Here is a 12,972-nt window from a genome sequence, read left to right on the forward strand (position 1 = left end):
TAGAGTTAAAGAGGCGTTTTAAAATAGCTATTGGTGTATTAAGGCAAAGCCGATACCCAATAACCTTTATCCCAAACAAAAGGTAACAGTACGATGACCGAAAAAACTGAACAGTTTGCAAACGCGTGGGAAGGTTTCACGTCAGGCGATTGGAAAACTGAAGTCAATGTGCGTGATTTTATTCAAGCTAACTACACTCCTTACGAGGGCAATGAGTCTTTCTTAGCAGAAGCGACTGCAGCCACAACCGAACTTTGGGATAAAGTGATGGTTGGTGTTAAGCAAGAAAACAGCACTCACGCTCCTGTTGATTTTGATACAGATAAAGTATCAACAATTACCTCTCACGAAGCGGGTTACATCACTAAAGATTTAGAAACTATTGTTGGTCTACAGACAGAAGCACCGCTCAAGCGTGCAATGTTACCCAACGGTGGTATTCGTATGGTTGAAAGTTCTTGTGCCGCTTATGGCCGTGAGCTGGACTCAAACATCAAGTATGTTTACTCAGAGTTACGTAAAACACACAACCAAGGTGTTTTCGACATCTATACCCCTGAAATTATGGGCTGTCGTAAGTCTGGCATTTTAACCGGTTTACCTGATGCCTACGGCCGTGGTCGTATCATTGGTGATTACCGTCGTATCGCGCTATATGGTATTGACTACCTTATGCAAGATAAGTTTGCTCAATTCGGTTCGCTTCAAGCTGACTTCGAAACTGGCGAAAACTTGTCTTACACTATGCAACTTCGTGAAGAGATTGCAGAGCAGCATAAAGCGCTTGGTCAAATGAAAAAGATGGCCGCTAGCTATGGCTTCGACATCTCAAAGCCTGCGACTAACGCTAAAGAAGCAATCCAGTGGACTTACTTTGGTTACCTTGCCGCTGTTAAGAGCCAAAACGGCGCAGCAATGTCACTTGGTCGTACTTCAAGCTTCCTCGATATCTTTATCGAACGTGATATCGACGCAGGTGTACTAACTGAGCAAGAAGCACAGGAAATGGTTGACCATTTCGTGATGAAGCTGCGTATGGTACGTTTCCTACGTACACCAGAATACGACGAGTTATTCTCAGGTGACCCAATTTGGGCTACAGAGTCAATCGCGGGTATGGGTCTTGATGGCCGTACTCTAGTGACTCGATCTAGCTTCCGTTTCTTACACACATTGTACAACATGGGCCCTAGCCCAGAGCCAAACATCACGGTTCTATGGTCAGAGGCATTACCGCTAAACTTCAAGAAGTACGCGGCTAAAGTATCAATTGATACTAGCGCTATCCAATATGAAAACGATGATCTAATGCGTCCAGATTTCGCATCTGACGATTATGCTATCGCATGTTGTGTAAGCCCTATGGTTGTTGGTAAGCACATGCAGTTCTTCGGTGCGCGTGCCAACCTTGCTAAAACAATGCTTTATGCTATCAACGGTGGTGTTGACGAAAAACTTAAGACTCAAATTGGTCCTAAGTACGCGCCAATCACTGACGAAGTATTAGATTTTGATGACGTTATGGGTCGTTTAGACACCATGATGGATTGGCTTGCAACTCAATATGTATCTGCATTGAATGCCATCCACTTTATGCACGACAAGTACTCTTATGAAGCTGCGCTTATGGCGCTTCATGACAGAGATGTACGTCGTACTATGGCGTGTGGTATTGCGGGTCTTTCGATTGCTGCTGACTCACTATCAGCGATTAAATTCGGTACTGTAAAGCCAATTCGTGACGAAAATGGTATCGCTGTCGATTTCGATATCAGCGGTGACTATCCTAAGTTTGGTAACAACGATGCACGCGTTGATGATTTAGCAACTGAGCTTGTTGAACGCTTTATGGCTAAGATCCGCAGCATGAAGATGTACCGTGATGCAATTCCAACTCAGTCTATCTTAACCATTACCTCTAACGTGGTTTACGGTAAGAAGACAGGTAACACACCTGATGGACGTCCAGCAGGCGCACCTTTTGCTCCAGGCGCAAACCCAATGCACGGTCGTGATGAAAATGGCGCTATCGCTTCTTTAACATCAGTTGCTAAACTACCATTTGCTCATGCACAAGACGGGATCTCTTACACTTTCTCTATCGTACCTAATGCGTTAGGTAAAGATGAAGATGGTCGTAAAGCCAACCTTGCGGCACTAATGGATGGTTACTTTGCACATAACGATAGCCGTGAAGGTGGTCAACACCTCAACGTTAACGTGATGAACCGTGAAATGCTTGAAGATGCCGTGGTTAATCCAGATAAGTATCCTCAACTAACCATCCGTGTTTCTGGTTACGCAGTGCGCTTTAACTCGCTAACCCCTGAGCAACAGCAAGACGTTATCACACGTACCTTTACTAAAGGTCTGTAAGCCAGTTAGTCACTTAGTGTTGATTTGACTGGTGTAGTACAAGATTACACCAGTCTTATTAAGGAGCAGAAATGGCAGTAATAGGTCGAATTCATTCCCTAGAGTCCTTTGGGACCGTAGACGGACCTGGCATAAGATTTATCACCTTTATGCAAGGTTGTTTAATGCGTTGCCAATACTGTCATAACCGCGACACTTGGGATCTACACGGCGGTAAAGAAATTAAAGTCGATGAGCTAATGAGCCAAATAATTAGCTATCGACCTTTTCTTGAAGCCAGTGGTGGTGGAGTCACGGCGAGTGGCGGTGAAGCTGTATTACAAGCTGAGTTCGTTGCTGAGCTTTTTCAAGCCTGTAAAAAAGAAGGTATTCATACCTGCTTAGACACCAATGGATTCGTGCGTAAATATACGCCAGTCATTGATGAGTTACTCGATAATACCGATCTGGTGTTACTTGATATAAAACAGATGAACGACAAAAAGCACATCGACCTCACAAAAGTGAGTAATCAACGTACGTTGCAGTTTGCCGAGTATTTGCACAAACGTGGTAAAAAAACCTGGATTAGATATGTAGTTGTCGGTGGATTTACAGACGACATTCCATCAGCACAAGCACTGGCTGAGTTTATTAAGCCAATGAGCAATATCGAAAAAGTAGAATTACTGCCCTACCACGAGTTAGGTAAACATAAATGGGAAGCGATGGGTGAAGAGTATGAACTCAACCAGATATCTCCTCCAAGTTCTGAAACAATGGAACAGATAAAGCAAGTCTTCATCGATATGGGTATTAATGCAATTTACTAAATGTTCTTACGTTCAGCAATAAAAGCAAACAAAAGCTAAAGCTCTTCCCAATAACTTGCATCCAAACACTCGAATGCCGCTTTTAGAATAAGCGCCATATCGAAGTAGCAAGCTTTAGCGCCTAAGGGTCGACAATTAACCCCCATTTGCAGCAGTTTTGTTGATAACTGATTACCCCAGTCAAATAAAGATAACGGCAAGGGATGGCGAGAACGCCAACCTAACCAAAGCAGACCTTGAATAGGTAAGCTAATAAAGAACAAAGCAATGGTGATGGCCTGAGGTAGGTAATCCCAACCGTGCAGGTATAACTGACTTGCACCCGCCAATATGGCCAAAAATGGCATTAATGGCAAAGCAATTTGAGTGGCGCGCATAACGCGATACTCAGGAAAGTAAAAACTCAGTTGTCTAACCATAGGCCAAGTCTTCATATAACGACGGCCTTCACCTAGGGTTTTGAGAACATAAATGCTCAAAAATGGCTCCTATAAGAATCAATAACAAGCCTAACTCTAGCACAAACACTCAGCTTGCCCCAAGACTCTATGCCGGGTAAGCAACAGATTTTAGCTCTTTTAACAGGGCACATTTTACGACTTCGGCCTATAGTTGCCATAGAAGTTATTATTAAACAGTGAATCAAACGATTTCATTACTTATTGCGAAAGGTTTAAACATGTCAAATAAACTGGTTTTAGTGCTTAACTGTGGTAGTTCATCTCTTAAGTTTGCGGTTATTGATGCGCTAACTGGTGATGACCAAATTTCTGGTCTAGCCGAGTGTTTTGGGCTAGAAGATTCTCGAATCAAATGGAAAGTAGACGGTGTGAAGCACCAAGCTAACCTAGGTGCATTTACCGCACACAGAGAAGCTGTCGAGTATATTGTCAAAGACATTTTGGGTGAACATCCACAAATTGCCGAAAAAATCCAAGTGATTGGTCATCGTATCGTTCACGGTGGTGAGAAGTACACACAATCGGTCATCATTGACGAAACAGTAATAAAAGGTATCGAAGAAAGTGCAGTATTCGCTCCTCTTCATAACCCTGCTCACCTCATTGGTATTCGTGCCTCTCTAGCTTCTTTTCCTGAGCTTCCACAGGTTGCAGTGTTTGATACCGCTTTTCATCAAACTATGCCTGAACATGCTTACATTTATGCTCTTCCATACAAACTGTATCGTGAACACGGTATACGCCGCTATGGTGCTCATGGCACAAGCCATTTATTCATCAGCCGTGAAGCGGCTAAAGCCCTCGGCAAAGAGATCTCTGATACTAATATTATCTGTGCCCACCTCGGTAATGGTGCATCTGTTACTGCGATTAAAGGTGGTAAGAGTGTAGATACTTCTATGGGCCTAACACCTCTAGAAGGTCTGGTCATGGGCACCCGTTGTGGTGATATTGACCCTTCTATCGTATATCATCTGATCAATAAATTGGGCTATACGCCTGATGAAGTGAACAACTTGATGAACAAGCAAAGTGGCCTATTGGGTATATCTGAGCTGACTAACGATTGCCGCGGTATTGAAGAAGGATATGAGTCAGGCCATAAAGGCGCCACACTTGCGCTTGAGATTTTCTGCTATCGCTTAGCTAAGTATATCGCTTCTTACACCGTGCCTTTAGGGCGTCTTGACGCACTGGTATTTACTGGCGGCATTGGTGAAAACTCTGATCTCATTCGTGAGAAAGTACTTAGCTTATTGGCTATTTTCAATTTTAAAGTCGACAACGAGCGTAACACCGCTGCCCGTTTTGGTAAGCAAGGTAAAATAACCAAAGATGAAGGTCCTGTCGCGATGGTGATCCCAACAAATGAAGAGTGGGTTATCGCACAAGATTCTGTTGCGCTAATTAAATAGTACCGACCTATCTATTTTCATCTTGAGCTGCAAGCTAGATAGCTTCGCAGCTCAAAACAACATTTCTAATGCCATACTTTTGTGGCGTTCTCGAGTTTCAAGAGGTATTTATGTCTCGCAACATTATGCTCATCCCTATAGGGACTGGTGTAGGGTTAACATCTATTAGTTTAGGTATGGTTCGTGCGCTTGAGCGTCACGGTGTTAAGGTTCGCTTTTTTAAGCCGATAGCCCAACAACGTCCAATGGATCGTGGGCCCGAACGTTCAACCACCATCTTAAGCAAGTCACCCACGGTTAATCCACTCGAACCATTCGATATGGCTCATGCTGAAAACCTCATTCGTGCTGATAAAACAGACGTATTAATGGAGCAGATTATCGCTCGTGCAACTGAATGCACAGACGATACTGAGACCATCATTGTCGAAGGCTTAGTGCAAACTCGTAACCACCCTTTCTCAAGCGACGTGAACCATGCGATTGCTAAAGCATTAGATGCTGATGTGATTTTTGTCGCCACTCCTGGTAATGAAAGTGCGACTGCGCTAATGAACCGCCTAGAGATCTCACATAATTCATGGGGTGGGAATAAAAATAAACGTCTCATTGGTGCCATTATCAACAAAATTGGCGCCCCCGTTGATGACGAAGGTCGTGCTCGTCCAGACTTATCTGAAGTCTTTACCAACGATGATATTCAGCGCGCTGATGCAGCAAGCATGTTTCAACTTCCAGGTAAGAGCAAAATTCGAATTTTAGGCAGTGTGCCTTACAACCTTGATCTAGTGGCACCTCGCGCATCAGATCTTGCAAAGCACTTAAGCGCCAAAATCATCAATGCGGGTGAAATGCACACCCGCCGTATGCGCAAAGTGACCTTTTGTGCTCGCAGTATTCCCAATATGGTTACCCATATTAAAACCGATTCGTTGCTCGTCACTTCAGGTGATCGTAGTGATGTTATCGTTTCAGCATGTCTTGCTTCAATGAACGGCGTAAAAGTTGGCGCACTCTTGCTAACGGGCGGATATGAGCCAGAGCCGCAAATTATGGAGCTTTGTGAGCAAGCGTTCGAAACAGGCTTGCCTGTATTCCTGATTGACACCAATACTTGGCAAACATCGCTTAACATACAGCGTTTCGATCACGAAGTGCCCGTTGATGATGCCGTCCGTATTGAACAGGTTCAAGAGTTTGTTGCTGGGCATATCGACCAAAGCTGGGTAGAAAGCGTAACGAAGCACTCACCACGTGAGCACCGTTTATCGCCACCTGCGTTCCGTTACAAGTTAACAGAGCTTGCACGTGCTGCAGGTAAAACCGTTGTTTTACCTGAAGGTGATGAACCTAGAACAATTGAAGCTGCCAGCATTTGTGCTGAACGTGGTATTGCACGTTGTGTTCTACTGGGTAATCGCGAAGAGATTGAGCGTATTGCCACTCAGCAAGGCGTAACCTTAGGTGAAGGTGTCGAGATCATTGAACCTGAGTCAGCACGTAGCCGTTATGTCGAGCCTATGGTTGAGCTTCGACGCAATAAAGGTTTGACTGAAGTCGTTGCTAAAGAGCAATTAGAAGACAACATGGTGCTCGGTACTATGATGTTGGCGCAAGGCGAAGTTGATGGCATTGTATCTGGTGCCGTTAACACGACCGCTAATACCATACGTCCGCCGCTGCAGTTAATCAAAACAGCACCGGGTTCAAACTTAGTCTCTTCTATCTTCTTTATGTTGATGCCAGATCAAGTCTTCGTTTATGGTGACTGCGCGATCAACCCTGATCCTAGTGCTGAGCAATTGGCTGATATTGCAATTCAATCTGCTGAATCAGCAATTGCATTCGGTATTGAGCCTCGCGTTGCGATGATCAGCTACTCAACGGGAAGTTCAGGAACCGGTTCAGATGTTGATAAGGTGCGTGAAGCAACGCGTATTGCCAAAGAGAAACGTCCAGACTTAGTGATTGATGGACCTTTACAGTATGACGCTGCAGTGATGCCGAATGTAGCTCGTTCTAAAGCACCAAACAGCCCTGTAGCAGGTCAAGCAACCGTATTTGTATTCCCAGACCTCAACACAGGTAATACAACGTATAAAGCGGTTCAACGAAGTGCAGACCTGATATCAATTGGTCCTATGCTGCAAGGTATGCGCAAACCAGTAAACGATCTATCACGCGGCGCACTCGTCGATGATATTGTTTACACTATTGCTTTAACAGCAATTCAAGCTGCGCAAAACGAAAGCTAATATTACAATACTAAAAAAGCCTGCTGATGCAGGCTTTTTTTTGGTTTAAAATCAACCGAGTTAGGATCGATGCGATCGTATTAGCTGTTGTTCGGCTGTGTAAAGTAAGAATTTGAAGATTGAATTGTGAACACAGCAGAAATGCGTCAAAAAATGACCAGTCTATTTTTAACTGATATATTAACGACTTAAGTAAACAAAAAATAGTCTTCAACACACTTGTCCACAGATTCTGTGGATAACCTTTATAAGTTATCTATACAGATATGCCTGAGATCTTTATCTAGGTCAAGCTTTGACTGCGATCTAATACCAATTACATGGAAATATGGTCCATTTAGAAATACTCAAGCTTTCAATTCAAGGCGCATAGTTGAGATAATCGTTACTCCCTTGTAAAACAATGCAAAGCAGAAATGGGATCTCGAATGTTTTCCCTAGGCAGGGTTCGATGTATTCATGTTACGTATAGGAACATTTGATATAGCACCGATATGGTCTATTGAGGTCAGATAAAGGATGTCACATGTACAGGGAAGAATGACTGAATGTTTGCAAACCGGAGGGACCATAGATTGACGAAACTAGAATAATGCAAAAGCCATTGCCGAGAGTAACCCATGGAGCTGCTACCTAGAATGCCGGAGCCGAGGACATACGATTAGCGTCGAGTTCTCAGCGGGTCTTCAGCGCGTTGAATAGCCACTGAATGAACACATCCTTAATGCAAGGAGTATCGCACTAAAATCTTGCGTTAAGGCTGGAGAATCGTGATACTGCTAGAAATACTAATAATAGCTATCTATGTTGAAATACTTTCTTGTTATCATTGCGCTGTTCGCTGTTTCTGCTTGTGACTATACGGATAGCGATTCTATCCTAGCCGATGCATCCGTCCCCTCTATGCGCACACCTGAGCTGTCTTCTCTTGGATTCTTAAATGCTATCTACGTCGAACGTGACGTCGAAAAAGCAAAACTGTTTGTTGATGATCCAATGAAAGAGATCCTTACCCACTATTATATTGCCGCCTCAGTGCAACGGCATGTACTCAATCTATCATTGACTGACGTCAGAATGGAAGTCGATGAAGTCGATATCGATTTCTTTCGTAAAACCACAGAAGATGTCACTGTCATCGTCAAAATCACAGGGCTACGTGGTGGGCAATTTTGGGTTGATGACAGAACCTTACGTTTGAATAAGCGCAAAGGAAAATGGATTATTACCGAAGTGGTGCCAGAAAAGAGAAACGTTAACGGTTAGCTGCTAGGCTCATTAGAGGTTCTAGGTGCTAGCAAAGACGGTAAAATCTTAGACGAACGGCCTACAGCCTTACGGCACGTAACTGCGTCACTACGGAACGCTTCGCTTACGGTAAAATTAGAAAAGAGCAAAGCGACGGCATAAAATCAACATCAAAAGCCAAATGGTGTTTTCTGTTGATTTCCTAGCATGACGTAGTCCGTCCTATCTAAAGTGCTAGTTCTACAAACAAAAATAGCAACCCACTGGTTGCTATTTCATCTTGATAAAACCTAAAAAAGATAGGCTTATTCAGTGATTTTCCCTAATCCAAAAATGCTTCTTCATCCATTTCAACAGGTAAAGACTCTAACATCTCGTCTTGTAGTTGATAATATGCGCCTTCATATTCTTGAACTTCCATAACAACTCCGGATCTTTGATTTAGGTGTAGGGTACAAAAGCATGTCATCAATAGTGTGACATTTTGCCTTTCTTAAAACATGCCAACTATGCCGTGTTTCTGATGCTGATTGTAACAGCATTCAACCACCACTTACAGAAAACTTTCAGTTTAAACGGTAAGATCTGCTGTATCCGCCCTAAAATAGTCATAAACTGCCATTTTTCGTTATTTTGGGTGAAAGTCTTTCACTTTCTTATTCCTTACAGCGCTAAAAAACATTTTTAACGTGAATAAAAAATATACTTAATCATTACTGCTATCAATTAATACACGGCATCACAGATGCTATCCAGTTAAGCGCACGAATTAAAGTTAGAGGTTGATTATAATGAATGCATTAATTGACTATGAAGCAGGAAAGCTAGTCGAATTATTTGATCAGGATGATGATTTGTCGATATATATACCCATCCCACTTGAAGATGTTCGTTTCAGAGGCATTGTACCAGTTCACTTCTAGGCGCATTAACATAGAAATGGTTATCAATGAGATCTCGGTACTCAAGCATAGAGGACGACATAATATCGCCAAGATCATTGAGTCTCATGGGCAATCAGCACTGAGTGATCGACTCAATTATTAGGCTCAGCCATAAAAAAAGGCCAAACACATGTTTGGCCTGTTTACTTTATTTTATTCTATCCTGACAACTAGAAATAAATGGTTATTCTTGTTGTCTATACCGCAATACTTTTAGTGCTTTATCAGGATTAATATCTTCAAAGACAGCAGGATTAGCCATCTGTTCACAAAACTGCAAACTCGGGCTGTAGCTAGCGACTTGTTCTTTCAAAAAATCAATACTCAGCTCAGGCGCATTTAAACATAATAGAATATCGCCATCAGGTGCCAATAGATCAGGTAAACGTTTTAACAGGCGTGCATAATCTTTTGTCGCGACAAAACTGCCCTTTTGATTACTGGGTGGATCCGCAATAATAATATCGTAAGGTCCAAGCTTGGTTAACTTTCCCCAGGACTTAAAAATATCATGTCCAAGAAAGCGCGCCCCAGCACCAAAATTATTTAGCATGTGATTTTGCTTACCTATCGATAGTGAGCCTTTGCTCATATCAATGTTAACCACCTCAGTTGCTTTGCCTTGCAGCGCCGCAATAGAAAAACCACAGGTATAAGCAAACAAATTCAGGACTTTTTTGCCTGCGCTATGTTCACGAACCCATTGGCGGCCATTGCACATATCCAAAAATAAGCCATGATTTTGGCCACGTAGCAGATGGACTTGAAACTGAGCGCCATTTTCAACAACAATGTGCTTTTCAGGCACCTCACCTTTAAGGATATCGGTGTGCGTTTCACCGCCACTACGGTACTGAAAAACCAGATTTATTGGTTCAACACTCTTTAGCTCACACCAACGTTGCTCAATAGCCTCTGTGAGGACTGAGAGTTCATCCTCATTGAGTGGCTTAAAACTGGTCAGCAGTACCACTGGCGCATACCAATCTAAGCAAAGGTGTTCAGCTCCTTGATAACGCCCACCACGGCCATGAAATAGCCGACTCACATCATTACCAAAGGTAACGTCTTTTATTGCTTCAATAAATAACTGCATCTAACTCACTTCTTACTAGTTTCAATCTTTAAATCGTTTTCGGGAACATCGTGATTTTCAGCAATATCATCACCGATTAATACTGCTAACCAACGTCCGCCTTGGCTAGACTCTAAGGCAATTTTTACAATCATGGTCAGCGGGACGGATAACAACATGCCGGCAGAACCTAACAACCAGCCCCAAAATATTAATGATAAAAAAACAACCAAAGTCGACAGGCCAAGACCGCGTCCCATGTATCGGGGTTCAACGAAGTTGCCCATAACCGCGTTAGTCCCTAAATACAGCAAAGCAACAGCGCCTGCAGCACCAGGGCCTATTTGTATAAAGGCCAGCAATACCGAAGGAATGGCGGCAATGATAGAACCAATATTTGGAATATAGTTGAACAGAAAAGCAATCACGCCCCACAACAATGCGTAATCGACACCAATGATGTATAAGCCCACGCCAACAATGAGTCCCGTTGCTAAACTCACCAAGGTTTTAATCACCATGTATTGATTGACTGAATTTAAAAAACGGTCAACTTGCTGTAAACGCATATCGGGATCATCAAGTGCAAAATGCATCTTTTTTGAAAACCCATTAGATTCAAACAACATAAACACAACGGTTAAGATGATTAAGAACAGGTTAGCCATGACACTGCCAACACCGGTCAGCATATTGGTGGTCATTGACAATGCTACACCAGGATCAAAGTAAGCCAGTATTTGTTCTTTAGAGATCTGAATATTGAGCGTGGCCAATTTGTCGACAATCCAAGAAAATTGCTCAATTAACTGATCACGATAAAAAGGTAATTGTGTGGAAAACTCATTGATAGAGGTCCCGACTATAGACGCCAACCACAAACCCATCAGGACAATAAATGCCATTAGCATTAATACCGCAACCCCTCTTGGGACACGATGACGGGTAAGCCAGCTAATCATCGGGTTACAGATCACGGCAATAAATACCGATAATACAAACGGAACAACAATCGGACTTGCCGTCTTGATCCCCGCGAGGATCACCACAATAAATGCAGAGATGGCAAACCCTTTAAATGCGACGCCTTGATTCTCAAATCGGGTCATTAAAAAATCCTTGTTGATTAATAATATCGCGGCTTTTGTATTTCAAATGTAAAAACCATAACGCGACTAAACAGTAACTATAAAAATGTGCCAAGTATCACCAACAACTCAACGCTTTTAGGCGAGTTAATAATACGAGCAACAGTAACAAGATCAATTATTTTCTGAATTATCGCATGCTTTTATAAAAATCACCGCTTTAGTTTAAGGCGCTAGAGTTTAAGAGGTTATGGTTATTCATTAACGGAACAAATGGCATTAATACGCAGTAATAGAACTATTTTTTGGCTAAGACGACAAAACGATAGATCCTATTTGCCTTAACTAACGTAGACTCTATTAAGAGCCCTTAAAAAACAAAAGCCTATGAATATATTGATTACTGGTGCCAGTGGATTTGTTGGTACACAGCTTGTAAAACGGTTAAGTCATCATCAACTGACGTTGCTGACAAGGCACCCTGAGCATGCCGCTGAGCGTTTAGGGACGCATCATCACTACCTTAGTTCTCTAGATGGATTAGCGAACTTAGACAGTTTTGATACGGTGATTAATCTCGCAGGCGAACCCATAGCGGGAAAAAGGTGGTCTGACACGCAAAAAAAAGCAATATGCCATAGCCGTTGGTCAATAACAGCCAAACTGGCCCAATTGATCCTCGCAAGTAATAACCCACCAAGCACATTCGTTAGCGCTTCAGCCGTCGGATACTATGGTAGCCAAGGCTCACGACATATTGATGAAACACTGCAACTAAGCTCAGAAAATCGTGCAGAGTTTACTCATAAAGTCTGTCACAAGTGGGAACAAGAAGCGCAAAATGCTGCAACTGAAAGCACTCGAGTATGCATTATTCGCATTGGCTTAGTACTTGGTTCCCAAGGTGGCGCGTTAGCAAAAATGTTACCTGCTTTTAAACTTGGTCTAGGCGGGCCTATCGCCAATGGCAAACAGGGGATGAGTTGGATACATCAAGATGACTTAATTGGCTTAATTGAATTCTTACTTAACAACCCACAAACCAGTGGGATATTCAATGGATGCGCACCCACGCCTATCAGTAATCAAGATTTCACCAAGGCATTAGGCGCCGCATTAAACCGCCCAGCCTGTATTCCAGTGCCTGCATTTGGACTGAAACTGGCGCTAGGTGAAATGTCGACTTTGTTAATAGAAGGACAATATGTGGTGCCTAAAAGGGCGTTAACTGCGGGCTTTGAATTTAAATACCCTACAATTGATAGTGCATTAAACGCACTGTTTAAATAACTTGAACT

Annotated in this window: 9 protein-coding genes; 6 read left to right on the top strand and 3 right to left on the bottom strand. The window is 42.8% G+C overall.

Translation table 11 applies throughout. The annotated features are described in order from the left end of the window. Positions 1 to 93: 93 nt before the first annotated feature. Positions 94 to 2,376, top strand: coding sequence for a formate C-acetyltransferase (pflB, locus tag L2729_RS18040; protein WP_248989504.1), 2,283 nt, complete (start codon positions 94 to 96; stop codon positions 2,374 to 2,376). Positions 2,377 to 2,447: 71 nt separating this feature from the next. Then, positions 2,448 to 3,188 (top strand): pyruvate formate lyase 1-activating protein, encoded by a 741-nt coding sequence (pflA, locus tag L2729_RS18045; RefSeq protein ID WP_248989505.1) that lies wholly within the window; start codon positions 2,448 to 2,450, stop codon positions 3,186 to 3,188. Positions 3,189 to 3,223: 35 nt separating this feature from the next. On the opposite strand, the gene yfbV is transcribed toward pflA, so the two are convergent. Continuing rightward, on the bottom strand, positions 3,224 to 3,667 hold the full coding sequence (gene yfbV, locus L2729_RS18050) for a terminus macrodomain insulation protein YfbV (protein WP_101092128.1): 444 nt from the start codon (positions 3,665 to 3,667) through the stop codon (positions 3,224 to 3,226). A gap of 200 nt (positions 3,668 to 3,867) precedes the next feature. On the opposite strand from yfbV, the gene ackA reads away from it, so the two are divergent. The 3 genes from ackA to L2729_RS18065 all read left to right on the top strand — a co-directional run bounded on the left by ackA (position 3,868) and on the right by L2729_RS18065 (position 8,585). Continuing rightward, on the top strand, positions 3,868 to 5,064 hold the full coding sequence (gene ackA / locus L2729_RS18055; protein ID WP_248989506.1) for an acetate kinase: 1,197 nt from the start codon (positions 3,868 to 3,870) through the stop codon (positions 5,062 to 5,064). Positions 5,065 to 5,174: 110 nt separating this feature from the next. After that, on the top strand, positions 5,175 to 7,319 hold the full coding sequence (pta, locus tag L2729_RS18060; protein ID WP_248989507.1) for a phosphate acetyltransferase: 2,145 nt from the start codon (positions 5,175 to 5,177) through the stop codon (positions 7,317 to 7,319). A gap of 804 nt (positions 7,320 to 8,123) precedes the next feature. Then, positions 8,124 to 8,585, top strand: coding sequence for a hypothetical protein (locus L2729_RS18065; protein ID WP_248989508.1), 462 nt, complete (start codon positions 8,124 to 8,126; stop codon positions 8,583 to 8,585). A gap of 1,110 nt (positions 8,586 to 9,695) precedes the next feature. On the opposite strand, the gene L2729_RS18070 is transcribed toward L2729_RS18065, so the two are convergent. Both L2729_RS18070 and L2729_RS18075 read right to left on the bottom strand, forming a co-directional pair. Then, positions 9,696 to 10,607 (bottom strand): class I SAM-dependent methyltransferase, encoded by a 912-nt coding sequence (locus L2729_RS18070; RefSeq protein WP_101092124.1) that lies wholly within the window; start codon positions 10,605 to 10,607, stop codon positions 9,696 to 9,698. A 5-nt stretch (positions 10,608 to 10,612) separates the two neighbouring features. Further along, on the bottom strand, positions 10,613 to 11,695 hold the full coding sequence (locus L2729_RS18075; RefSeq protein ID WP_248989509.1) for an AI-2E family transporter: 1,083 nt from the start codon (positions 11,693 to 11,695) through the stop codon (positions 10,613 to 10,615). Positions 11,696 to 12,061: 366 nt separating this feature from the next. Between L2729_RS18075 and L2729_RS18080 the strand changes: the two genes are divergently transcribed. Then, a complete protein-coding gene (locus L2729_RS18080) occupies positions 12,062 to 12,964 on the top strand; it encodes a TIGR01777 family oxidoreductase (RefSeq protein WP_248989510.1) in 903 nt (300 codons plus the stop codon). Positions 12,965 to 12,972 lie beyond the last annotated feature (8 nt).

This window comes from Shewanella gelidimarina (genome assembly GCF_023283945.1).
Lineage (GTDB): Bacteria > Pseudomonadota > Gammaproteobacteria > Enterobacterales > Shewanellaceae > Shewanella > Shewanella gelidimarina.

Bases quoted from the DNA above. Each gene is read 5' to 3' on its own strand.
- pflA (WP_248989505.1), top strand. From the start codon at position 2,448: ATGGCAGTAATAGGTCGAATTCATTCCCTAGAGTCCTTTGGGACCGTA.
- L2729_RS18075 (WP_248989509.1), bottom strand. From the start codon at position 11,695: ATGACCCGATTTGAGAATCAAGGCGTCGCATTTAAAGGGTTTGCCATC.
- ackA (WP_248989506.1), top strand. From the start codon at position 3,868: ATGTCAAATAAACTGGTTTTAGTGCTTAACTGTGGTAGTTCATCTCTT.
- L2729_RS18080 (WP_248989510.1), top strand. From the start codon at position 12,062: ATGAATATATTGATTACTGGTGCCAGTGGATTTGTTGGTACACAGCTT.
- L2729_RS18070 (WP_101092124.1), bottom strand. From the start codon at position 10,607: ATGCAGTTATTTATTGAAGCAATAAAAGACGTTACCTTTGGTAATGAT.
- pflB (WP_248989504.1), top strand. From the start codon at position 94: ATGACCGAAAAAACTGAACAGTTTGCAAACGCGTGGGAAGGTTTCACG.
- pta (WP_248989507.1), top strand. From the start codon at position 5,175: ATGTCTCGCAACATTATGCTCATCCCTATAGGGACTGGTGTAGGGTTA.
- L2729_RS18065 (WP_248989508.1), top strand. From the start codon at position 8,124: ATGTTGAAATACTTTCTTGTTATCATTGCGCTGTTCGCTGTTTCTGCT.